At 73.7% G+C, this 21769-nt stretch carries 19 protein-coding genes and 1 pseudogene; 9 read left to right on the forward strand and 11 right to left on the reverse strand.

What is annotated here, in order from left to right; genetic code table 11:
* Window positions 1-62: 62 nt before the first annotated feature.
* The 3 genes from JAO84_RS07100 to JAO84_RS07110 all read right to left on the reverse strand — a co-directional run bounded on the left by JAO84_RS07100 (window position 63) and on the right by JAO84_RS07110 (window position 3060).
* Window positions 63-962: a S1 family peptidase gene (locus JAO84_RS07100; protein WP_370411415.1), complete on the reverse strand. Its 900-nt coding sequence runs from the start codon at window positions 960-962 to the stop codon at window positions 63-65.
* A 170-nt stretch (window positions 963-1132) separates the two neighbouring features.
* The gene (locus tag JAO84_RS07105) at window positions 1133-1987 is read right to left on the reverse strand and encodes a S1 family peptidase (protein WP_370411417.1); all 855 of its coding nucleotides are present in this window, start codon (window positions 1985-1987) and stop codon (window positions 1133-1135) included.
* Window positions 1988-2241: 254 nt separating this feature from the next.
* Window positions 2242-3060 (reverse strand): DUF1684 domain-containing protein, encoded by an 819-nt coding sequence (locus JAO84_RS07110; RefSeq protein WP_370411419.1) that lies wholly within the window; start codon window positions 3058-3060, stop codon window positions 2242-2244.
* 58 nt (window positions 3061-3118) lie between these two features.
* Here JAO84_RS07110 and JAO84_RS07115 point away from each other — a divergent pair.
* Window positions 3119-3214: pseudogene (locus tag JAO84_RS07115) on the forward strand (ABC transporter substrate-binding protein); the annotation flags it as partial.
* Between the two features lie 51 nt (window positions 3215-3265).
* Here JAO84_RS07115 and JAO84_RS07120 read toward each other — a convergent pair.
* On the reverse strand, window positions 3266-4507 hold the full coding sequence (locus JAO84_RS07120) for a DUF5685 family protein (RefSeq protein WP_370411421.1): 1242 nt from the start codon (window positions 4505-4507) through the stop codon (window positions 3266-3268).
* A gap of 320 nt (window positions 4508-4827) precedes the next feature.
* Here JAO84_RS07120 and JAO84_RS07125 point away from each other — a divergent pair, with 320 nt between their 5' ends.
* On the forward strand, window positions 4828-5262 hold the full coding sequence (locus tag JAO84_RS07125; protein ID WP_265865628.1) for a cell division protein SepF: 435 nt from the start codon (window positions 4828-4830) through the stop codon (window positions 5260-5262).
* Between the two features lie 40 nt (window positions 5263-5302).
* Here JAO84_RS07125 and JAO84_RS07130 read toward each other — a convergent pair whose 3' ends face one another.
* A complete protein-coding gene (locus tag JAO84_RS07130; protein ID WP_370411423.1) occupies window positions 5303-7036 on the reverse strand; it encodes an MFS transporter in 1734 nt (577 codons plus the stop codon).
* 415 nt (window positions 7037-7451) lie between these two features.
* Between JAO84_RS07130 and JAO84_RS07135 the strand changes: the two genes are divergently transcribed.
* Window positions 7452-8480: a phosphatase PAP2 family protein gene (locus JAO84_RS07135; RefSeq protein WP_370411425.1), complete on the forward strand. Its 1029-nt coding sequence runs from the start codon at window positions 7452-7454 to the stop codon at window positions 8478-8480.
* Window positions 8481-8595: 115 nt separating this feature from the next.
* Here the strand turns inward: JAO84_RS07135 and JAO84_RS07140 are convergent, their stop codons facing one another.
* Complete coding sequence (locus JAO84_RS07140) at window positions 8596-8799, reverse strand: I78 family peptidase inhibitor (protein ID WP_265865631.1); 204 nt, start codon at window positions 8797-8799, stop codon at window positions 8596-8598.
* Window positions 8800-9152: 353 nt separating this feature from the next.
* Here JAO84_RS07140 and ctaD point away from each other — a divergent pair, with 353 nt between their 5' ends.
* On the forward strand, window positions 9153-10871 hold the full coding sequence (gene ctaD / locus JAO84_RS07145) for a cytochrome c oxidase subunit I (RefSeq protein ID WP_370411427.1): 1719 nt from the start codon (window positions 9153-9155) through the stop codon (window positions 10869-10871).
* A gap of 35 nt (window positions 10872-10906) precedes the next feature.
* Here ctaD and JAO84_RS07150 read toward each other — a convergent pair whose 3' ends face one another.
* The 3 genes from JAO84_RS07150 to JAO84_RS07160 form a co-directional block, all read right to left on the reverse strand.
* A complete protein-coding gene (locus tag JAO84_RS07150; protein ID WP_370411429.1) occupies window positions 10907-12187 on the reverse strand; it encodes a glycosyltransferase in 1281 nt (426 codons plus the stop codon).
* A gap of 97 nt (window positions 12188-12284) precedes the next feature.
* Window positions 12285-13613 (reverse strand): ABC transporter substrate-binding protein, encoded by a 1329-nt coding sequence (locus JAO84_RS07155; protein WP_370416677.1) that lies wholly within the window; start codon window positions 13611-13613, stop codon window positions 12285-12287.
* Window positions 13591-14085 (reverse strand): hypothetical protein, encoded by a 495-nt coding sequence (locus JAO84_RS07160; protein ID WP_370411431.1) that lies wholly within the window; start codon window positions 14083-14085, stop codon window positions 13591-13593. The genes JAO84_RS07155 and JAO84_RS07160 overlap by 23 nt, the downstream gene beginning before the upstream one ends.
* A gap of 130 nt (window positions 14086-14215) precedes the next feature.
* Here JAO84_RS07160 and JAO84_RS07165 point away from each other — a divergent pair, with 130 nt between their 5' ends.
* The 3 genes from JAO84_RS07165 to JAO84_RS07175 are packed head-to-tail and all read left to right on the forward strand — an operon-like array spanning window position 14216 to window position 18074.
* Entirely contained in the window at window positions 14216-14677 is a 462-nt protein-coding gene (locus JAO84_RS07165; protein ID WP_370416678.1) for a hypothetical protein, read from the forward strand.
* On the forward strand, window positions 14665-17430 hold the full coding sequence (locus tag JAO84_RS07170; protein WP_370411433.1) for an ATP-binding cassette domain-containing protein: 2766 nt from the start codon (window positions 14665-14667) through the stop codon (window positions 17428-17430). The genes JAO84_RS07165 and JAO84_RS07170 overlap by 13 nt, the downstream gene beginning before the upstream one ends.
* Window positions 17427-18074, forward strand: a complete 648-nt coding sequence (locus JAO84_RS07175) for an ATP-binding cassette domain-containing protein (RefSeq protein ID WP_370411435.1) — start codon at window positions 17427-17429, stop codon at window positions 18072-18074. The genes JAO84_RS07170 and JAO84_RS07175 overlap by 4 nt, the downstream gene beginning before the upstream one ends.
* A 6-nt stretch (window positions 18075-18080) precedes the next feature.
* On the opposite strand, the gene JAO84_RS07180 is transcribed toward JAO84_RS07175, so the two are convergent.
* A complete protein-coding gene (locus tag JAO84_RS07180; protein ID WP_370411437.1) occupies window positions 18081-18617 on the reverse strand; it encodes a transglycosylase family protein in 537 nt (178 codons plus the stop codon).
* A 216-nt stretch (window positions 18618-18833) separates the two neighbouring features.
* Here JAO84_RS07180 and JAO84_RS07185 point away from each other — a divergent pair, with 216 nt between their 5' ends.
* Together JAO84_RS07185 and JAO84_RS07190 are read left to right on the forward strand one after the other, a co-directional pair.
* Window positions 18834-19616, forward strand: coding sequence for a hypothetical protein (locus JAO84_RS07185; protein WP_370411439.1), 783 nt, complete (start codon window positions 18834-18836; stop codon window positions 19614-19616).
* Between the two features lie 293 nt (window positions 19617-19909).
* Window positions 19910-20206 (forward strand): hypothetical protein, encoded by a 297-nt coding sequence (locus tag JAO84_RS07190; protein ID WP_370411441.1) that lies wholly within the window; start codon window positions 19910-19912, stop codon window positions 20204-20206.
* A gap of 81 nt (window positions 20207-20287) precedes the next feature.
* Here JAO84_RS07190 and der read toward each other — a convergent pair whose 3' ends face one another.
* Window positions 20288-21736 (reverse strand): ribosome biogenesis GTPase Der, encoded by a 1449-nt coding sequence (gene der / locus JAO84_RS07195; RefSeq protein ID WP_370411443.1) that lies wholly within the window; start codon window positions 21734-21736, stop codon window positions 20288-20290.
* Window positions 21737-21769 lie beyond the last annotated feature (33 nt).

Genomic DNA, 21769 nt, shown 5'->3' on the forward strand with positions numbered 1-21769 from the left:
GCCCCCGGGCACGGGAGTGCCCCCGGCGCGTCCGCCGGGGGCACTCACACACAGGCCTGGGATCAGAAGACGTTCACGCCGTACGCGCTCAGCGCCTCCGTCACGGGCTGGAAGAAGGTGGTGCCGCCCGAGGAGCAGTTGCCGCTGCCGCCCGAGGTGAGGCCGATGGCGCGGCTGCCGGAGTAGAGCGGGCCGCCGGAGTCGCCCGGCTCGGCGCACACGTTGGTGCGGATCATGCCGTAGACGATGTCGCCGCCGCCGTAGTTCACCGTGGCGTTGAGGCCGGTGACCGAGCCGCTGTGGATGCCGGTGGTGGAGCCGCGGCGGGTGACGGACATGCCGACGGTGGCGTTGGCGGCGCTGGTGATGTCGACGCTGCCGACCGTGCCGGACTTGCTCACCGTGCTGTTGGTGTAGCGCACGATGCCGTAGTCGTTGGTCGGGAAGCTCGACCCGGCCGTGCTGCCGAGCACGGTGCTGTGGGAGGAGTTGGACCACCAGGTGCCCGCGCCGTCGGTGCAGTGACCGGCGGTCAGGAAGTAGTAGTTGCCGGCGCTGTCCTTGACGTTGAAGCCGAGCGAGCAGCGCCAGCTGCTCGCGTAGATGGCGTCGCCGCCGGAGATCAGCTTCCTGAAGGTGCCGTTGGTGCGCTCGATGCGCAGGGCTCCGGCGTTGGCGCCGGCCTGGCGCTTGATCTTGGCGATCTCCGCCTGGGAGACGGTGGAGTCGACGGTGACGACCATCTTGTTGGTCGCCGGGTCGAGGTTCCAGGCGGTGCCCGGCACGTCGGCGGCGAGCACGGCGTCGCCCGCGGCCGAGAGCTGGGAGGCGCTGAAGGTGCCGGCCGACGCGGCGGAGTCGGCGCTGGCGGCGGGAACGGCGATCGCCGCCGCGGCGACCAGACCGGTCGTGACGGCGAGCAGCCGGATCGTTCTCGTGGGGGTGGTGCGCGTGGTCCTCACTTCTCGTTCCTCCAGAGGGGAATCGGGGGCCCGCCGTGGGGTGACGGACCCGTGAGGCGCGGCCTTGGGGGGCCTGCGCTGTGGGGGAGTCTCGGGCTGCGCGGCTTCGGGCCGCAAGGGCGGCTTTCGGCCGTGCAGCCTTCAACCAACCATCCGGGCAAGGGAGTTGCTCAGTACAGGCTGACCTTGTACTTGGCGAGCGCCTCGGGCACCGGCTGGTAGAACGTGGTGCCGCCGGTCGAGCAGTTGCCGCTGCCGCCGGAGGTGATGCCGAGCGCCTTGGTGCCGTCGTAGAGGGCACCGCCCGAGTCGCCGGGCTCGGCGCAGACGTTGGTCTGGATCATGCCGCGCACGGTGCCGCCGCCGGAGTAGTGCACGGTCGCGTCGAGGCCCGTGACGGTGCCGCTGCGGGTGCCGGTGGTGGAGCCGGAGCGCTTGACGGACTCGCCCACGTAGGCGTCGGCCGCGGTGAAGCCGCCGGTGTGGCTGAGCGAGGCGTTGTCGTAGCGGACCAGGGCGTAGTCGTTGCCCGGGAAGCTGGAGCCGACGGTGGGTCCGATCAGGGTGGACTGGGCCGAGTTGGCGTACCAGGTCTTCACGACGTTGCCGCAGTGGCCGGCGGTGAGGAAGTAGTACGTGCCGCCGCTGCGCACGTTGAAGCCGAGCGAACAGCGGTAGCCGTTGCCGTAGATGGCGTCACCGGCGGCGAGCAGCGGCTTGAAGACGCCGGGGGCGCGCTCGACGCGCAGCGCGGCGGCGTCGGCCCCGGCGGCCCGGCGGATCTTGGCGATCCCGGCGTCGGAGACCGTCGAGTCGGCGGTGACGACGACCCGGCCGGCGGCTCTGTCGACGTACCAGGCGGTGCCGCCGACGTCCGCTCCGAGGACGGCGGCGTCGGCGCGGGCGAGCGCCTGGGCGCTCGCGGGTCCGGGGGTTGGTGCGGCCTGGGCTCCGGGGAGTCCGAGGGCGGTGGCGGCCGCGACGGCGGCGGCGACGGCGAGCAGGCGGATGCGCGTGGTCCTCACTGTTCTCCTTCGGGGTACGGCGGAGAGGGGCCCGTGGGTGGCGGGCCCATGAGGCACTGTCAGGTGACGTGTTCCTGACATGCACCGCGAGCGATACTGGCCTGTCGCACAGGAACGCACAAGACCGCCCGCACGTCCGGTCTACGCGCGTGGGCAGTGGCGGGACCGGAAAAGCGGACGGCGCGGCCCCCGTGGGTCCGCGCCGTCCGCGACCGTCCCGATCAGGCCTCGATCAGGCCTCGATCAGGCCCCGATCAGGCCTCGGCGACCCGCCGCTCCCCCGCCGCGATCTCCGCGTCGAGGGTGTTCCCCGGCGGCGGGAAGGGGCAGATGAAGTGCGCCGCGAACGCGCACGGCGGCAGCAGCGCCCGGTTGAAGTCCACCGTCACCGAGCCGTCCGCGGCCGGGGCGGCCGGCCGCAGGAAGCGGAAGCGGTAGCTGTCCTTGCCGCTGCTGGTGTCCGCGAACACCGCCCACAGCGAGCCGTCGTCCTCGATCGCGACCTGCAGGCTGTGGTCGGTGCCGTCCAGGTCGAAGACCACCTCGCCGGCGAGCCCGAGGCCGCGCTCCTTGCCGTCCGCGTTCTCCACCCGGACGCTGCGCGACTCGGCGTACGGACGGAACACGCCCGGCCGCACCCACTTCTCGTCGTACGGCGTGGCCTCGATGCCCCGGAAGGCGCGCCGCGCCTCCGACTCGGGGTCGAAGTCCCGTACCGCCCACTCGCCCTCGCGGCGCAGCACCACCAGGCGCCGCCCGGCGGACTCGGCCCGCGACTCGTGGATCGGGGCGTGGTCGGCGGCCAGCCGCACCGTGCCGATGAGCGGCGCGCCGTCGACCGTGATCGCGTCCTCGGCGCCCGCGGTGAGGACGACCTCGTCGCCGTCCGCCCGCCACAGCCCCGGAACGGCCGGAATTCGCCCCTCCGGGAAGTCCGAGAGCCAGTAGGTGCCGGTCAGCGAGAGCGGTCCGTACGAGGAGGCGACCGCCGCCGTCCGCTGCTCGTGCCAGTGCTGCCACTCCTGCCGGGGGTCGGCGTCCAGCGCGCCCCGGGCGGTGTCATCCGTGCTCATGGTGGTTCAGCCTTCCACAGGGCGGTCGGGGGTCGGGGGGAACGACGGGCGGTCGGAGGACCCTGGCGCGGTGTGGATGTCGCTCCAGCAGGACCGCAGCGATGTGGTGATGAGCACCATCAACGGCATCCGCTACGCGGTGACGCAGCAGCCGGCCCCGAAGGAATAGCCGGAACCGGGCGGGGGCCATCGGCCCGACCGTGCGTCAGCAGTCGCAGCCGCAGTCGCACCCGTCGCAGCAACAGCCGTCGCCGCAGCAGTCGCCGCAGTCCGAGCAGTTGCTGCAGCAGTCGCAGCAGTCACAGGGGTCGTTGCACAGCCCCTCGCGGCGCTGTCGGCTCCACGGGTCCTCGTAGCTGCCGCAGCACATCTGGCAGGTGCAGGCCAGGCCGAGCCAGACGGCGCAGCCGGCGAGCGTGCCGCGGCGGTTCGGCGGCTCCGGCGGCAGCGGGGCGCCGGGCCCGCCCGGGCCGGGGTGCCAGGGGCCCGCGCCGGGGTCGGCGTACGGATTGCCGGGCACCGGCACGTGCGGCTGACCGGGCCCGGGCGTGCCGTGCGCGCCCCGCGCGCCGTGCGTCGCACAGGCGCCCCCCGTCGTGGCGAAGGCCCGGTCGACGGAGACGCGCAGTTCATGGGCGAGGAGCACATGGGCGAGGTGCCCGTCGGCGAACTCGGCGTCCTTCAGGGCGAGCCGGATGCCGTGCAGGGCGTCGTCGGCGAGCCGGCGGGCCTCCTCGCGGGAGGTGCCGGTCGCGGTGAGCGGGTTCCAGGCGCCGGCGGCGTCATCGGCGGTCTGGTCCTCGACGGCGTCCAGGAGATGGGCGAGCCGCCCGAAGAGCCGGCCGGCCTCGGCGAGCGGTTCGGCGTTGCCGGGGCGCCCGGCGAGCACCGCGGTGTGCGCGAAGGCGGCCGCGGTCGCGGTCTCGGTCGGCTCGGTGACCGTGAGCAGCGGGGTGCCGGGCCCGGCGAGGGCCTCGAGTCCGGTCTGCCGGTCGACCGCGTCGACCAGGACGGCGGTGTCGAAGCCGAGCTCGCGGCCGGTGCGGGCGCCGGCCCGGTCCCAGGAGCGGGCGACCCGGCGGGCCGCGGCGGCGACCGGGCGGCGGGCGAGCAGCCCGTCCCGGTCGGCGACATGGTCGCGGATCTTCGCGGAGGCGAGCACCAGGGAGACGGCGGCGGCGAGCCGGGCGCCCTCGCCGCGGGCGACGGGCGCGGTCCGCATGGCGCGCAGCGGGCAGGGGCCCGCGGTGCGCCGGCCGGCCTCGGTGCGCCCGGCCTGAGCCTCCGTCAGCACCGAGACGATCAGGCCGTCGTAATTGGTGACCACCCGGGCGAACTGGCCGTGGTCGGCCCGAAGTGCCAGACAGAGGCCGCAGAGATGGGCCATCCACTCGGTCTTCAGATGCTCGGTGAGACGGTGCGCGCAGGGCCTGACGATTCCGAACAAGACACTCCCCCGTGGACCGGCGCGGAGCTCCGCGCGACTGCGTCGGGCATCGTACCCAGCGGTTCCGTTCACCCGTACGCCCCGGTCGTCACCCTTCCGGCCCGACGTTCATATTTTTAGTTGCACGGCTCGATCCGACCCTCCGTCAGCCCCCGCAAACCGCAAGATCCCTGACGAATCGCCAGATTTCGACCCTCACGTTCTGCACCAGTACCGTCACGAATCCCCTGCGCGCCGACTATCCACTTGGCGCGCGATCCGCATCATGGACGACGATAGGGATTGCGGAACCACGAGTGACCGCGCGAAAGGAGGCGTCCATGGGATCGGTGCGCAAGGCCAGTGCCTGGCTGGGACTCGTCGAGGACAACGACGAGCGTTACTACGACGACGAGTACGCCGACGGTGCCGAGAGCAACGACGCCTGGGTGACGGACCCGCGGGTGCGGGTGGCGAGCGACACGGCGCAGGACCACGGCCGTCGGATCGCGACCGTCTCCCCGGACGGGTTCCGGGACGCCCGGGGCATCGGCGAGCTGTTCCGGGACGGCGTCCCGGTGATCGTGAACCTGACCGCGATGGAGCCGAACGACGCCAAGCGCGTGGTCGACTTCGCCGCCGGTCTCGCCTTCGGTCTGCGCGGCTCGATCGAGCGCGTGGCGACCCGGGTCTTCCTGCTGACCCCGGCCGACACGGAGATCGTCAGCGGCGAGTCCGGCGGCCGTTCGCAGGGCGGTTTCTTCAACCAGTCCTGACCGGCCGCACGACTCTCCGGTCGGTCAGTGGCTCGATCGGTCAGTGGCTCGGCGTCGCCGAGCCGGCCGGTTCGGTCCGGCCCCGCGTGGCGGGGACCCGTACGGCATCCGCGGCCCCGCCCCCCGTCCGCGGCTCACCGTCCGGTCCCGGCAGCGTCCGGGCCGGCACCACCCCGGCGTCCACGCCGGCCCTGACGTCCACGGCGTCCACCGCGTCCGCGAGGCGCGGGTCGACCGCCGGGCACTCCATCACCCGCGGCAGGCGCACCGCCATCAGCGCGCCGGTCAGGAGCAGCCCGGCGCTCACGAACAGCGTCACGTGCAGTCCGTTCACGAAGGCGTGCCGGGCCGCGTGGTGCAGCGCGTCGCCGGCCGCGCCGCCGAGCCGGGCGGCGACCTGGTAGGCCTCGCCGAGCGAGTTGGTGGCGGCCTTCGCCGCGCCGTCCGGCACGCCCGGCACCCCGCTCAGACCGGGCGCGTAGGCCGCGTTCATCACGCTGCCGAGCAGTGCGGTGCCCATGCCGGCGCCGAGCTGGTACGAGGTCTCGCCGATCGCCGCCGCCCCGCCCGCGCTCTCCGGCGGGGCCTCGCTGAGCATCGACTCGTACGCCGAGAAGAGCGTGGTCTGCAGGCCGAAGCCGAGCAGTATGAAGCCCACGGTGAGCAGCAGCGGCCGGTCGTGCTGGCCCATGAGGACCAGCAGCAGCACCGCGCCGGCGGTGAGCAGGAAGCCCCAGCAGACCATCCGGCGCGGGCCGAGCCGGCGCAGGGTGTACGAGCCGGTGGCGCCGGCCGCCATCGCGGCGAAGGTCAGCGGGAGCAGCCGGAGGCCGGTCTCGACGGGGCTGAGGCCGAGGATCAGCTGGAGGTACTGGACGGCGATCAGCTGGAGGCCGACCAGGGCCAGCATGGCGAGCACCACGCAGCCCACCGAGGTGGTGAAGGCCGGTCGGGCGAACAGCTTCATGTCGATCAGCGGGTACGGGCGCCGCCGCTGGCGCCGTACGAAGAGGACGAGCAGCGCGGCGCCGAGCAGCAGCGGGCCGAGGGTGGCGAGGGCGAGCGGCGGGTCGCCGGCGCCGAGCCGCTTCACGCCGAGGACCACGCCGAGCACACCGGCGGCGGCCATCAGCGCGCCGAGCACGTCCCAGGGCCCGTCGGTCTCGCCGCGGGACTCGGGCAGCAGCAGCCGGCCGAGCGGCAGCATCAGCGCCATCAGCGGAATGTTCACGAGGAAGACCGAGCCCCACCAGAAGTGCTCGACGAGGAAGCCGCCGAGCACCGGCCCGGTGGCGGCGCCGATGGCGGCGGTGGCCGTCCAGATGCCGATGGCGGTGGCCCGCTCGCGCCGGTCGGGGAAGACGGCGCGGAGGATCGAGAGCGTGGCGGGCATGATCATCGCGCCGCCGACGCCGAGCAGGGCGCGGGCGCCGATCAGCACCTCGGGCGCGGTGGCGAGCGCGGCGATCGCGGAGGCGAGGCCGAACAGCCCGTAACCGAGCAGCAGCACCCGTCTGCGGCCGACCCGGTCACCCAGGGTGCCGAAGAGGATGAGGAGCGAGGCGCAGATCAGCGGATAGGCGTCGACGATCCACAGCAGCGCGGTGGAGCTGGGGTGCAGGTCCTCGGTGAGGGAGGGGACGGCGACGTGCAGCACGGTCGAGTCGAGCGCGACAAGCAGCAGACTGACGCAGAGGACGACGAGGACGACCCAGCGGTTGGCACCGCCGCCGGCGGTGCGGAGACGTGCTCCGGCCGTGTTCGTCCGCGCCATGTACGTACCTCCCAGTGAAGCCCTCGCGCTCGGCGGGCACCGGCCGGGGAGCGGCCCCGGGACGGCCCGGCATCGACGGGCGAGTGAGCTGTCAGCGTACGCGAGTTCAAGGCCCGAGCGCGTGGTGCAGCTCTCACCCCGGCGGGCCGCGCGGTGTGGCGTACGCCACTCCGGCCGGCCCGCCGGCCCGCCCCCGACCGGGCGGAATTCCGTCCGGCGGGCCCTTCGGGGAATTCTTTCGGGGCCTCAAACAGGGTTACCGGAAAAACGGTCCGGCAATAGGGCCGGAGGTCATCGGATTTTCCGACGGGTGACGGGAACAAACGCCCGGCTGAGAGCAACTCCACATCACATCGTCATCACGAAGGCACCGGAACGACCAAGGTCGCTACTCACTCCCTGTAACGTCGATTGGGTGCGTACCGACATCTTTGCCCGGCTGGACCGGGAGCCGGAACCGCCGAAGATAGAGGTCCCGCGGATGACCCGCACGCGTCTCGCCCTCTTCGGCGGGACGCTGGCGTTCTATCTGGCCATCGTCGTCGCCGTACTGCTGTCGACCTGGCTGGTCACCCTCGACTGGAAGATCATGCTCTTCCGCCCCTACCAGCAGTGGCAGGGGCTGCACGCCTTCCTCGACTACTACGTCGTCCTCGGCCAGCGCGGCCCCACGGCCGTCATGGTGGCGGCGTGGCTGGGCTGGCGCTCCTGGCGTCAGCACACGCTGCGACCGCTGCTCTGCCTCGGCGCCGCGCTGCTGCTCCTCAATGTGACCGTCGGCGCGGTCAAACTCGGACTCGGCCGGCTCGGCCCCCACTACGCGACGCAGGTCGGCTCCGCCGAGCTCTTCGCGGGCGGCGACATATTCCCGTCCGGGCACACCGCCAACGCGGTCGTGACCTGGGGCATCCTGGCCTATCTGGCGACCACGCCGAGGGCCCGCCGCTATCTCTCCGCGCTGTCGGCGGTGGTCGCGCTCGGCGTCGGCCTCACCACCGTGTACCTGGGGACGCACTGGCTGAGCGATGTGCTGCTCGGCTGGGCCGCCGGCCTGCTCATCCTGCTCGCGCTGCCCTGGTGCGAGCCGGTCCTGGCGGTGGCGGAGGCCTGGATCCTGGCCCTGCGCGACCGGCTGCGCGAGCAGCTGCGGTCCCGCCGGCGCCTGGTGCCCTCGCTGCCGGTGGCGAGCGGAGGTCCGCTGCCGGGCCTGTTCCCGCAGCGCCCGGCCGGGGCGGAGGAGCCGGTCCGCGAGGCAGTCGGGGCCGGCTCGGGCCGCGCCGCGGCCACCCGGGGCGGCGCGCCCCGGGCGGGCCAGCCGCTCGCGGCGCCGCGGGCCCATCCGGCCCACCTCCCGGCCCATCACGCGGTGCGTGCCGAGCGGGGCCCGGTCGGTCCGGCCGGCAGCCGCCGCCCGCCGCACTCGCGGCCCGCGACCGGCGGCTGAGCCGCAGCGACGCGCGTGCGGGTACAGGGGTACACGGGTACGACGAAGGGCCCCGGCCGATCTCCTCGGCCGGGGCCCTTCGCGTACCCCCTCGCCCGCCTGGTGTCCCGCGTCCTCAGCCGTGCCAGACGCGGGTGACGACCCCGCCCTCGACCTCGAAGTTGATGCGCCCCTCCAGGTACTCCATGGTGATGATCGAGCCCGGCGGAAGCGCGCGGACGACGCGGTGACCGCGGATCCTGGCCAGCCGTTCGGCCTCCTCCTCGGTGAGCCCCAGATACGTTTCGTCGGCGTGGTCGGGTGTGTGTTCGGGTGTCATACAGCTCACGTTAGTACCCCGCCGGTCACGCTTGTGTCACAGCTTCTCGACATAAGTTTGGTGAGACCGCGCTGATCCGCGACGGCGGTTTCCAGCCGTTTCCCGGGTAATTCCCGACCGGATCCGGAGCTCTCCCCCGACCGCCGCGCAGGCGTCCGGAAAGCGCTTCCCGAATTCCGTACACCTGTCCCCCATCCGGTAATTCGACCGAGGTCCGGACCGCGCCCCGGCCGGACCGGGCCGCCCGCGCGGCATTCACGTTTTCCCTACATGCCGTCCACACCGTCCGCCGACCGGACGACCCGCCGGTCCGCCTCCCCCGCTGCCCGCCCGGCCGGGGCCATCATCCGGGGATGGGTACCGAGATCGAGACCGCGGCCGTCGAGGAACCACCGCGGCACCGGCATGGCCGGGTGCTGATCGACTGGGTCACCACCACCGACCACAAGAAGATCGGCCACCTCTATCTGGTGACCTCGTTCCTCTTCTTCCTGTTCGCCGGGGTCCTGGCGATGCTGATGCGGGCCGAGCTGGCCCGGCCGGGGCTCCAGCTGGTGAGCAATCTGGAGTACAACCAGGCCTTCACCCTGCACGGCACGATCATGCTGCTGCTCTTCGCGACGCCCACCTTCGCCGGGTTCGCGAACGAGCTGGTGCCGCTGCAGATCGGCTCCCCCGACGTGGCCTTCCCGCGGCTCAACATGTTCTCGTACTGGCTGTTCCTCTTCGGCGGCCTGATGGTGGCCGGCTCCTTCCTCACCCCGGACGGGCCCCCCGCCTTCGGCTGGACCGCCTACGCCCCGCTGAACAGCCTGCTGCGGGCCCCCGGCGTCGGCGTCGACCTGTGGATCGTCGGACTCGCCCTCTCCGGCTTCGGCACCATCCTCACCTCGGTGAACTTCCTGGCGACGATCATCGGGATGCGGGCCCCGGGCATGACGATGTTCCGGATGCCGATCTTCACCTGGAACGTGCTCTTCACCACGATCCTGGTCCTGATGGCCTTCCCGGTGCTCGCGGCGGCCCTGCTCGTCCTGGAGTCCGACCGGCGGCTGGGCTCGCTGGTCTTCCAGCCGCAGAACGGCGGGGCGCTGCTGTGGCAGCACCTGTTCTGGTTCTTCGGGCACCCCGAGGTCTACATCATCGCGCTGCCGTTCTTCGGCATCATCAGCGAGATCATCCCGGTCTTCGCCCGCAAGCCGATCTTCGGCTACGTGACCCTGGTCGCCGCCACCATGGCGATCACCGGCCTGTCGGTGGTGGTGTGGGCGCACCACATGTTCGTGACCGGGGCGGTGCTGCTGCCCTTCTTCTCGATGCTGTCCTTCCTCATCGCCGTGCCGACCGGGGTGAAGTTCTTCAACTGGACGGGCACGATGCTGAACGGCTCGCTGTCCTTCGAGACGCCGATGCTGTGGTCGGTCGGCTTCCTGGTGTCCTTCCTGTTCGGCGGGCTGACCGGGGTGATCCTGGCCTCGCCGCCGATGGACTTCCAGGTCACCGACTCGTACTTCGTGGTGGCCCACTTCCACTACACGGTCTTCGGCACGGTCGCCTTCGCGACCTTCGCCGGCTTCTACTTCTGGTGGCCCAAGTTCACCGGGCGGATGCTCGACGAACGGCTCGGCAAGATCCACTTCTGGACGCTGTTCGTCGGCTTCCACACCACCTTCCTCGTGCAGCACTGGCTGGGCGCGGAGGGCATGCCGCGGCGGTACGCCGACTATCTGTCCGCCGACGGCTTCACCGCGCTCAACACGGTGTCGACGATCGGCGCCTTCCTGCTCGGCATCTCCACGCTGCCCTTCCTGTACAACGTGTGGCACACCTGGCGGTACGGCGAGAAGGTCGAGACGGACGACCCGTGGGGCTACGGCCGCTCCCTGGAGTGGGCGACCTCCTGCCCGCCGCCGCGGCACAACTTCGACTCGGTGCCGCGGATCCGTTCCGAGTCGCCCGCCTTCGATCTGCACCACCCCGAGTTCGCGGCCCACGAGCAGATGCGGCTCGCGGGCCGGTCGCCGGCCGGTCGGGGGCCGGCCGGTCCAGGCCCCGGGACAGACGGTCCCTGAGGTCCCTGAGCGTCCGCACCCGCTCGGGCGTCGCGTCAGCGGAAGCGGCGGACGATCCGTCCGGCCCGCGCCTTCGCCGCGTACACGGTGTCGATCGCCGTGCCGACCCCGCGGTGGACGGCGGACCGCAGTGGGCCGTGGGTGCGGGGGCGGGTGGTGGCGGAGGAGGTGGCGAGGGTGGACCAGATCGTCTCGTGGGTGACGGCGGTACGGGCCGGGTCGAAGCGCTCGGAGGCGGCGAGGGCCGCCTTCGCGGCGCGGGCGCGGGCGTCGTCGTCGTTGATCAGGGCGAGCAGCGCGGCGGCCACCGCCGCCGTGTCGTCGACCGGGACGAGCCGGCCGTCGACGCCGTCCTCGATGATCTCGCCGGGACCGTGCGGGCAGTCGGTGGAGACCACCGGCAGTCCGCAGCGCATCGCCTCGACGATGGTCATCCCGAAGGACTCGCGGCGCGAGGTGACGGCGGCGAGCGAGCCCTTGGCCCACTCCGGCTCCATGGGGTGGGCGGTGCCCATGAGGAAGACGTGCTCGCCGAGCCCGAGCCGGTCGATCTGCCGGGCCAGGGTCTTCTTCAGGTTGTCGGCGGCGTCGCCGGTGCCGTAGATCCGCAGCTTCCAGTCGGGCCGGGCGGCGGCCACGTCCGCGAAGGCGTCGATCAGCAGGTCGTACCGCTTGACCGGGGTGAGCCGGCCGGCCGCGACGACGACCTTCGCGGCGGGGTCGGCGGGCGGCACGGTCGGCGCGGGCACGCTGTTGGGCACCGCGTCGATCCGTACGCCCGGCAGCGCGAGCGCCCGGTAGGCGCGGGCGTCGGCCTCGGTGACGGTGGTGACGGCGTCCAGGAGCGCGTACTCGTGGCGGATGTCGCGCCGCAGCCGGTAGGCGTGCCCGTCCAGGGTCAGGTGCTCCTGGCCGACGAGGACCGGGCCGCGCGGGGCCTGCCGGGCGAGCTGGACGTTGAGCCCCGGGCGGGTGGCGATCACCACGTCCGCCTTCACGGAGGCGAGATGCGCGCCGATCCGCGCGTCGGTGAGCGCGCTGTACTGCTTCCAGCGCCCGTCGCCGCGCGGGAACACCCGGGCGGGGCGGTGGAAGTCGGGGTGCTCCCCGTCGTAACCCGGGCTCTTCTTGCGCAGGTCGACGAGGTGACGCAGCGTCACTCCGGCGGGGACTCCGAGGATCGGTTCGTCGCGGTGGCGGAACACCGAGACGATCTCCACCTCGTGGCGGTCCGCCAGTTCCGCGGCGAGCGTGAAGGTCGCCCGGATGGTGCCGCCGATGTGGTAGCCGTTGTGGAGCAGGAAAGAGATGCGCATCGTGCCGCCGGTTCCCCCCGGTCAGGTGGTGCGTGGTCGGGGGTGACTGTACTGCCCCGACCGACCGTTGTTCACGGCCGGTTGTACGTGCGGGTTGTCACGGTCGGTATCCGAGCTGGGGGACGGTGGCACAGTTCGTGTTCATGTCGCCCTGTTCGACCCAGCCGCGGCCGTCGCGCCAACGGGCCACGGACAGACAGGTGTCGCGGAACTTCGGCGGCTCGGCGAGGTGCTCGAAGCGGACGGGCAGGAGCAGCCCGCGGGCGGTGTACGGCTCCGCCCGGTTGAGGTAGCGCTCGACGCAGGCCCGGGTCGGCCCGCCCGCCTCGCCGAGGCAGGACTTCGCCGCGTCGCTGAACCACATGGCCGCCGCCCAGCCCTCCAACTGCCACTGGGAGAGCGTTCGTTGCCCCTGTCGCCGCATGGCGTCGCGGAACTCCCGTACCGCCGGGGAGTTCTGGTCGTCGTAGTTGCGGCTGGAGCCGGTCGCGTAGAGCACGGATCGGCAGCCCGGCGAGCCCGCGTAGTCGTGCGGCACGGTGGAGGCCCAGTTCTGCACGTTCGTCACCTTGGCGGCGGCCCGCACCCCCGAGGCCTGCATCGCCTCGCACAGCCGGGCGTTGCCGTGGGTGTCCATCGCGTCGAAGACGACGTCGACCTTCTGCGCCCGCAGATCGGCGGCCACCGCACGGAAGTTGGGCAGCACGAAGTCGACCTGCTCGTCGACCACCCGGTAGCCCTCGGCGCGCAGCCCGTCGGCGATCAGCCGGGCGTACGCGGCGGAGGCGGCCTGGTTGTAGGAGACGACGGCGGCGGTGCGGGCGCCGAGGTGGGCCTTGAACCAGCGGTAGACCTCGGTCCCGCCGTACAGCACGCCGTTCCAGCCGGGCGCCTTGCCGGTGCGCGGGGCGGAGCTGCCGTAGATCCCGTAGAGATGGGGGTACGTGTCGTAGGCGGGGGTGAGCGGCTGCCCGCCGATGTCGGGGACGCCGGCCGCGGAGACCCGGGGGGCGCCCGCGTAGTCGAGGGCGGTGGTGGCGACCAGGGCGAAGACCTTGCGTTCGTCGACGAGCCGGTGCACGCAGGCGTTGTTGCCGACGCCGCTGCCGCCGTCGTCGCAGGTCAGCACCTCGATCCGGCGCCCGTCGAGGCCGCCGCGGGCGTTCAGGGCGGCGAAGTAGGCGAGGGCGCCGTCGCGCGGGCCGGTGAAGGCCTCGCCGCCGACCGGGCTGGTGGCGCTGGTGATGATGCCGATACGGAGCGGCTCACCGCCGGAGGGGTTGGCGGTGGGCCGCGTCTCGAAGGCGCCCTCCGGGAGTCGGCTGCCGCAGCCCGCGACGAGCGCGGTGACCGCGGCGAGCAGCCCGGCGAGGAGCAGCGCCAGGGGCCGCGCCAGGGCCGGCTCAGCAGCCCGGGACGGTCGCACCACTGACCTGGACGAGGCCGCAGAGCGTCTGCACGGAGACCTTCCAGGTGTCGTTCTGGAAGACGGAGGTGCCCTTGGCGTCGGGCAGCGCGGTGTTGCCGGCGACGAGCAGGTCGTAGGTCACGTTCGCGTTGGTGGGCGAGGTGAAGTCGATCTCCTTGACCTTCACGGAGGTCTGGGAGGCGTTCTTGTCGCCGGCGAAGGCGCCGAGGACCGGTGCCATGCTCTCGCCGTTCTCCAGGAGCTTGATCCGCTCGGCGGTCGGGGTCTTCGGGTCGAAGAAGGCGGTCCAGTTCTTGGTGATCTGTGCCTTGGCGGCGCCCGGGTCCATCGGCTGGTCCGTCATGGCGGGTGAGGTGGTCGGCGTGACCTGGTTCGAGGAACCGTTGTCGTCCGAGCAGCCCGCGACGACCGGCGTGAGGACGAGTACCGCCGCGGCACCGAAGGCCGCCGCGCGTCGCTTGAGGAGCATCTGGCTCACCACCCTGTCGATTCCAGGGTGGGCCGATCCCGGACATAGCGCAAGGAAGAGAATTAAAGAGAACATAAAGGGTGGGATGGCCCGATCGGGGCCCGCCAGGGAGGAGGCTTCCGTGCCGTCCATGCCGTCGGTGCCGTCGGTTCCTCGCCCGCTGTCGCGGCTCCTGTGGTGGGGCGGGCTCGTGGCGGCCGCCGGCGGGGCGGTGCTGTGTGTCGTCGGCTGGTACGGGATCTCCGGCGAGCGCTTCGCCGAACGCCAGCTGCCCTATCTGGCCTCCTGCACCGTGCCCGGGGCGGCGCTGATCGTCGCCGGCGCGGTGCTGCTCGTCGGGGCGGCGCTGCTCGCGCCGGCGTCGGGGCCGGGGCCGGGCGGGCCCGGGGAGCACGCCGCGGAAGGGACGGAGGAGGAGCCGCCGGCCGCGCCCTCGGCCGCGCCCTCGTCGGAGGAGCCGCCGCTGCGGGTCCCCGGCGGGACGCTCGCGCACCGCCCGGACTGCCCCCTGGTGGCGGGCCGCCCCGAGGCGGAACCCGTGGGGGACGCCGACCTCGACCCGTGCCCGGTGTGTGAGCCGTGGCCTCGCTGACGTACGACCTCACGCTCGCCGGCCTCGCCGTCGGCAGCGCGGCGGCGCTCACCGGCATCGGTCTGATCGTCACCTACCGGGCCACCGGCGTGCTGAACCTGGCGCACGGCGCGATCGCGATGGTCTGCGCGTACGTGCTGCGCCAGCTGGTGGTGGTCTGGCACTGGCCGCTGCCGCTCGGAGCGCTCGTGACGCTGCTCGTGGTGGCGCCGGGCCTCGGGCTCGTCCTGGACCGGCTGGTGTTCCGACCGCTCGCGGTGGCCGGTGCGGGCCCGGCGCAGACCCTGGTGGCCTCGATCGGCGTGTTCGTGCTGCTGGTCGGCGCGGCGGCGCTGGTGTGGGGCGACGGCGCCCGCGACGACGCGCCGGTGCTGCTCGGCGACGACCCGTGGGCGCAGCTCGCGGCGGCGGTGGCGCTGGCCTGCATGATGGGCGCGGTGACCCGGTGGACGCGGTTCGGGCGGGAGCTGCGGGCGGTGGTCGACAACCGGCCGCTCGCCGTCCTCTCCGGCATCCCCGCGGACCGGGTGGTGGCGGCGGGCTGGGCCTTCGGCTCCTTCACGGCCGGGCTGACGGGCGTGCTCCTCGCGCCGTACGTGCGCCTCGACCCGTACGGGATGCCGCTGCTGGTCGTCGAGGTCATCGCGGTCGCGGTGGTGGCCCGGATGCGGAGCCTGCCGGTGGCGGTGCTGACCGCGCTCGCGCTCGGCGTGGCGCAGGCCCAGCTCACCCGGCTGCACCCCGGGGGCGTGGCGGGCGAACTGCTCCAGGCCGCCGGGGCGAACCTGTTCGTGATCGCGCTGCTCGTCGCCGCCCTCGTGCTGCCGGGCGTCGGCGACACGGACGCGCTGCCGCCGCCCCGGGCCGCGCCCCGGGTGCCGGTGCCGGTGTGGCTGGTGACCGCGGTGCTGCTCCTGCTGCCGCTGGGCTTCGCGGGCGAGGACCTGACGACCGCCGTGCAGGTCCCGGCGCTCGCGGTGATCCTGCTCTCGCTGGTCGTGGTGGCCGGCCGGGGCGGCCAGATCGCCCTGGGCCAGGCCGCGTACGCGGGCCTCGGCGCGCTCTTCACCGCCCTGCTCGCGGCGGCCGGACTGCCGGAGCTGGTCGCCCTCGGCGTGGCCGTCCTGTGCGTGGCGCCGCTCGGCCTGCTGACCGGGTGGCCCGCGATCCGCCGCCACGGGCCAGCCCGTGGCTTCCGGATCAGGCCGGATCAGCGACCGGCTCCCCCAGAGCTTCGCCTGGGTGGTACCCCCAGTGCCGTGGATCGCAAGGCGGAGGAAGGAGACGACGCGGTGGGGGTACCTCCCCGGCCGCAAGGCCGAGGGGGCCGTCGGCGACCGACGACAACGCGGCGAGGCGCGGTGCCGGGCGTCGGGAGCCCGGCAAGATCCGGAAGCCACGGGCTCGCGCTCGCCCTGGCGACGCTGGCCGTCGGGGTGGCGGTGAGCCGCTTCGTCTTCGCCCAGCCGTACGCCACGGCCGGCGTCACCGTCTCCCGCCCGGCCGGCTTCTCCCACGACCGCGCCTACTACGTCCTGGAGCTGCTGCTCCTCGCCGGCTGCCTGCTCCTGGTCGCCGCCCTACGCCGCGGCCGCACCGGCCGCGCCCTGGCCGCCCTGCGCGACCACGAACCGGGCGCGGAGGCCGCCGGCGTCCCCGTCGCCGCCCTCAAACTCCTCGCCTTCACCCTCGGCTCCGCCCTCGCCGCCCTCGGCGGCGCCCTCCTCGCGATGTCCGTCCGCGCCTTCGACCCCGACGCCTTCGACCCGGTCCGCGGCCTCCTCTGGTTCGCCGCCGTCCTCACCCTCGGCGCCGACACCCTCCTCACCCCCCTCCTCGCCGCCACCCTCCTCGTCACCCTGGACGCCGGCACCCACGCGGGCGTCGCAGTAGCCCTGATCGGCCTGCTCGCGGCCCTGACGGGGCGGGTGCCGCCGCTGCTGCCATGGCTGCTGCGGGGCGCGGGCGCCCTGGCCCCGCACAGGGCGGCCCCCGGCGGGGCGGCCGACCACGCACCCGCGGGCAACGCGCCACTGCCGGGCGCGACGGCCCGTAGCGGGGCGGTCGGTACGGGCCACCGGGCGGCGGACGGCGCCGGCGCCGCAGCGCCCCCCGGCCGCCGCTCCCGAGGCGCGGCGCGGCTGGTCGCCGAAGGGGTGCGGCTCGTGCATGCCGGGGGGACGGTCGCGTTGGACGGGGTGGACATCGCGGTGCCGGTGGGGGCGGTGAGCGCCGTCGTGGGGGTGAACGGGGCGGGGAAGAGCACGTTGTTCGACTGTCTGGCGGGGGCCATGCGGCCGACGGCGGGGCGGGTGGTGCTCGACGGGGTCGATGTCACCGGGAAGGCGGCGCACGCGCGGCAGCGGCTCGGGGTGGGGCGGACGTTCCAGCAGTTGGCCGTGTTTCCGTCGCTGAGCGTCGAGGAGAACGTACGGGTCGGCGGGCCGGGGGCCGAGCAGGCGCTGCGGCTGTTCGGGCTCGACGGGGCGGTGCGGCACCGGGCGGCGGCCGGGCTGCCGACCGGGACGCTGCGGCGGGTGGAGCTCGCGCGGGCGCTCGCGGGGCGGCCGCACACGCTGCTGCTTGACGAACCGGCCGCCGGGCTCGACGCAGCGGAGGCGGCGGCGCTCGCCCGGATCCTCGCCGCGCTCGCCGCCGACGGCCTCGCCGTGCTCGTGGTCGAGCACGACCCGGACCTCGTCGCCGGCATCGCCCGTACCGTCCACACGATGGAAGGCGGCCGCTTCGTATGAGCGTCGAGATCGCCCTGCGCGCCGCCCGGGTCCGCTACGGCCCGCTGGAGGCCCTGCACGGCCTCGACCTGGCGCTGCCCGGCGGCACCGTCACCGTGCTGGTCGGCCGCAACGGCTCCGGCCGGTCCACCGCGCTGCGGGCGCTCGCCGGGACGGTGCCGCTGAGCGGCGGGCGGGTGGAGTGGCGGGGCGCGGACGTGACACGGGTGCCGGCCCATGTCCGGGCGCGCCGCGGGCTGTGCTTCGTACCGGATCTGCGGGCGGTGTACGCGACGCTCACGGTCGCCGAGAACCTGGACCTCGCCGCGCCGGGCCGCCAGGACGACGCCCTCGCCGCGTACCCGGAGCTCGCGCGGCTGCTCGGCCACCGGGCCGCGACGCTCTCGGGCGGCGAGCGCCGCATGCTCGCGCTGGCCCGCGCCGTGTGCTCCGCCGCCCGGGTCGTGCTCGTCGACGAGCCGTCGCTCGGCCTGTCGGCGACGGTGGCCTCCCGTACGTACGAGCTCCTCGCCGCCCTCGCCGGCCCGCCCGCCCACGCGGCCGTCGTCCTCGCCGAGCAGCGCGTCCCGGCCGGGCTGCCGCCCGGCTCCCTCGCGTACGAACTGCGCCGCGGCTCCCTCGCCGACGCCCGGGAGATCACGTGATCGGGATCACGGCAGCCGCAGCATGGTGCCGACCATCAGCCGGTTCGGGTCCGCGCCGATCACCGAGCGGTTCGCCGCGTACAGCGCCTGCCAGCCGCCCTTGGTCGCGAAGCGGCGGGCGATCGCGCTGAGGGTGTCACCGCGCTGTACGACGTGGGCGCGGCCGCTCAGCCCGTAGCGCTTCGAGCAGACCGGCCAGGCGCCCCAGCCCTGGACGCGCAGCACGGCCTCGGCGACCGTGATCTGCTGCGCGCGGGTGGCGAGGTCGGCGCGCCGGGCGTAGCGGCGGCCGCCGAACTCGTCCCAGGTGGGCTGCCAGAACTGCAACCCGCCGTAGAAGCCGTTGCCGGTGTTGGCGTGCCAGTCCCCGCTGCTCTCGCAGGCGGCGACGCAGCCCCACGGCCACTGGTCCTTCACACAGGCCTCGACGGGCGTGGGGGCGGCGGCCGCGGCCGCCTCCTCGGCCCGGGCCTGTGCCGGGGAGAGCAGGGCGGTGGCGGCGGCCAGTACGGCGCCGGCCGTCCAATATCGGATCATCGACATCGGGGCAGGCTAGGCAGCGGTCCCGGACGCCGGACCCGTGCCGCGCGGAACAGCGTTCACATGCCACCCGGTCGGCGGCACGGCACCCGCCGGTCCCGGTCAAACAAGTTGTCGGTCCCCAACGCGTGACCCCCGGCGAGTCTTGCCCGTTGAACTCGGCATGAGACGGCCGGGAACCGCCCGGCGTCGCCCGCAACAAGTCCCAGGGAGCCCCCCGTGCCGCGCATGCTCGACGTCAGCGAGGACGTACGCGCCGAGATCGGCGACGAAGAAGCCGACCGGCTGCTCGCCGGCGACAACGCCCCGGGCAGCTACGACTGCACCTCCTGCCGGACTCCGGGCGACTCGGAGCAGGAGCGCACCAGCACCGTGCTGTTCGTCGGCGAGGAGACCGCCGTTCTCGCCTTCGCCCACGCCAGCTGCATCCCGTCCCAGGTCGTCCGGGTCGCCGAGGAGCAGCTGCAGGGCGCCGTCGCCTCCATCGCGGCGGCCGACGCCGCCGACTCCCTCGCCGCCGCCAACCCCGAGCAGGCGGTGCTCGGGGTGACCAGCGGCCTGGTGCTCATCGAGGGCGAGCTGCACCCGGCGCTCGTGGTGGAGCCGACCGCGCCGGTCGCCCGCCCCGGTTCGGACGGGCTCACCGACGAGTTCCTGTCGCTCCTCGTCGAGCAGGGCTTCCAGCCGGTCGCCGACGTCAACCAGAAGCCGGCCCCGCTGCCGGGCTGGTCGGTCCTGGTCGCGATGGGCCAGCTGCACTCGGTGCTGCAGCCGGGCCCGGGCGGCGCGGGCCAGGCCGCCTGGTGGCAGGCGCACCAGCCGCTGCAGGTCACCGACGGCTGGCGGGCCGCGGCGAACAAGTCGCACACGGTGCTCGTGTTCGCCGCGCCGGTCGGTTCGATCGGGCAGCAGCCGCGCGAGGACCTGCTGCGCGAGGCCCTGGAGAAGGCCGCGGCCAACGGGCGTCTGGTGGCCGCCGCGATGCCGCTGGCCGGCACGTGACGGAGGACCCGCGACCCGGACGCGGCATAGGGCCACTGGGGCGGCCGGGGCCATGGGGGCCGCTGGAGCCGGTCCGCGGGCCGGAGGCGCCGACCGTGCCGCGCCCGCGGGCGCCGCTTTCCGAGGCGCGCCGCCCGCATCTCGCGGACGGCGGGGTCGTTGGCACCTACGTGCACCCATACGACCCTTTCCGCCAGCAGTACCCGAGCCCGGTCCCGTCAGCGGTGCCGGGCACGGTCCCCGGCCCCGTACCGAGTCCGGTCGCGAGCCCGGTCGCGAGTCCGATCCCGTCGATGCGCCCGACGCAGGACGGTACGGCCGGTTCGACGGGCTTCGTGGCGACCGCCACGGGCTTCTCGGCGACCTCATCGGGCTTCTCGGCGACTCCGATCTACGACGCCCTGTACTCCGAGTACCGCCGGTCGTTCCGCTCGCTGCCGGGCGACCGCAGCGGCGAGGAGGACCTGGGCTTCCGGGGCTTCGGCACGCATCGGCTGCCCGGGCAGAGCGGCCTGTACGCCCAGCACGCCCGTCAGGGCGGCGGCTGGTCCGCGTACGCGCTGCCGCCGGGCCGGCGGACCGGTCCGTAGGCGTCGGGGCGGGAAACGGCCGGGGGCCGGGGCGAGATCGCCCCGGCCCCCGGCCGTTCCGTACAAGGCCTCTACCAGGCCCTACTTCTTCTTGCCGCGCTTCTCGCGCACCCGCACCGAGATGTGGATCGGGGTGCCCTCGAAGCCGAACTCCTCGCGCAGCCGGCGCTCGACGAAGCGGCGGTAGCCGGCCTCCAGGAAGCCGGAGGCGAAGAGCACGAAGCGGGGCGGCTTGGTGCCGGCCTGCGTGCCGAAGAGGATGCGGGGCTGCTTGCCGCCGCGGATCGGGTGCGGGTGGGCCGCGACCAGCTCGCCGAGGAAGGCGTTCAGCCGGCCGGTGGGGACGCGGGTCTCCCAGCCGGCGAGCGCGGTCTCGATGGCCGGGACCAGCTTCTCCATGTGGCGGCCGGTCTTCGCGGAGACGTTGACCCGGGGCGCCCAGGAGACCTGCTGCATCTCGGTCTCGATCTCGCGCTCCAGGTAGTAGCGGCGCTCCTCGTCCAGCTCGTCCCACTTGTTGTAGGCGATGACGATGGCGCGGCCGGACTCGACCGCCATCGTGATGATGCGCTGGTCCTGGACCGAGATGTGGTCGGTGGTGTCGATGAGGATGACGGCCACCTCCGCCTTCTCGACGGCGGCGGCGGTGCGCAGGGAGGCGTAGTAGTCCGCGCCCTCCTGGAGGTGCACCTTCTTGCGGATGCCGGCGGTGTCGACGAACTTCCAGGTGACGCCGCCGAGCTCGATGAGCTCGTCGACCGGGTCGCGGGTGGTGCCGGCCAGCTCGTTGACGACGACCCGCTCCTCGCCGGCCACCTTGTTGAGCAGGGAGGACTTGCCGACGTTCGGACGCCCGATGAGCGCGATGCGGCGCGGCCCACCGAGCGCCCTGCCGAAGCGCTGCTCGGGGGCCTCGGGCAGGGCCTTGAGGACCTCGTCGAGGAGGTCGCCGGTGCCGCGGCCGTGCAGCGAGGAGACGGGGAACGGCTCGCCGAGGCCGAGGGACCACAGCATGGCGGCGTCGGCCTCGCCGGACTGACCGTCGACCTTGTTGGCGGCGAGGACGACCGGCTTGCCCGCGCGGCGGAGCAGCTTGACGACGGCCTCGTCGGTGTCGGTGGCGCCGACGGTGGCGTCCACGACGAACAGGCAGGCGTCGGCGGCCTCGATGGCGAACTCGGCCTGGGCGGCGACGGAGGCGTCGATGCCGAGGACGTCCTGCTCCCAGCCGCCGGTGTCGACGATCTTGAAGCGGCGGCCGGCCCACTCGGCCTCGTAAGTGACGCGGTCGCGGGTGACGCCCGGGCGGTCCTCGACGACGGCCTCGCGGCGGCCGATGATCCGGTTCACCAGGGTCGACTTGCCGACATTGGGACGGCCGACGACGGCGAGGACGGGCAGCGGGCCGTGCCCGGCCTCCTCGATCGCGCCCTCGACGTCCTCGGCGTCGAATCCCTCTTCCGCGGCGAGCTCCATGAACTCCGCGTACTCGGCGTCGCCAAGTGCCCCGTGGTCGTGCTGGTCGTTCATGAAGTCCGTTCCTTGATCATTCGTGGTCGGTGG

This window comes from Streptomyces fradiae, from assembly GCF_041270065.1.
Lineage (GTDB): Bacteria > Actinomycetota > Actinomycetes > Streptomycetales > Streptomycetaceae > Streptomyces.

What these genes read in the sequence shown, in the direction of transcription:
- JAO84_RS07110 (WP_370411419.1), bottom strand. Translation starts at nt 3,060, where the DNA reads ATGAGCACGGATGACACCGCCCGGGGCGCGCTGGACGCCGACCCCCGG.
- JAO84_RS07125 (WP_265865628.1), top strand. Translation starts at nt 4,828, where the DNA reads ATGGGATCGGTGCGCAAGGCCAGTGCCTGGCTGGGACTCGTCGAGGAC.
- JAO84_RS07130 (WP_370411423.1), bottom strand. Translation starts at nt 7,036, where the DNA reads ATGGCGCGGACGAACACGGCCGGAGCACGTCTCCGCACCGCCGGCGGC.
- JAO84_RS07140 (WP_265865631.1), bottom strand. Translation starts at nt 8,799, where the DNA reads ATGACACCCGAACACACACCCGACCACGCCGACGAAACGTATCTGGGG.
- ctaD (WP_370411427.1), top strand. Translation starts at nt 9,153, where the DNA reads ATGGGTACCGAGATCGAGACCGCGGCCGTCGAGGAACCACCGCGGCAC.
- JAO84_RS07150 (WP_370411429.1), bottom strand. Translation starts at nt 12,187, where the DNA reads ATGCGCATCTCTTTCCTGCTCCACAACGGCTACCACATCGGCGGCACC.
- JAO84_RS07160 (WP_370411431.1), bottom strand. Translation starts at nt 14,085, where the DNA reads ATGCTCCTCAAGCGACGCGCGGCGGCCTTCGGTGCCGCGGCGGTACTC.
- JAO84_RS07165 (WP_370416678.1), top strand. Translation starts at nt 14,216, where the DNA reads ATGCCGTCGGTGCCGTCGGTTCCTCGCCCGCTGTCGCGGCTCCTGTGG.
- JAO84_RS07175 (WP_370411435.1), top strand. Translation starts at nt 17,427, where the DNA reads ATGAGCGTCGAGATCGCCCTGCGCGCCGCCCGGGTCCGCTACGGCCCG.
- JAO84_RS07180 (WP_370411437.1), bottom strand. Translation starts at nt 18,617, where the DNA reads ATGTCGATGATCCGATATTGGACGGCCGGCGCCGTACTGGCCGCCGCC.
- JAO84_RS07190 (WP_370411441.1), top strand. Translation starts at nt 19,910, where the DNA reads ATGCGCCCGACGCAGGACGGTACGGCCGGTTCGACGGGCTTCGTGGCG.
- der (WP_370411443.1), bottom strand. Translation starts at nt 21,736, where the DNA reads ATGAACGACCAGCACGACCACGGGGCACTTGGCGACGCCGAGTACGCG.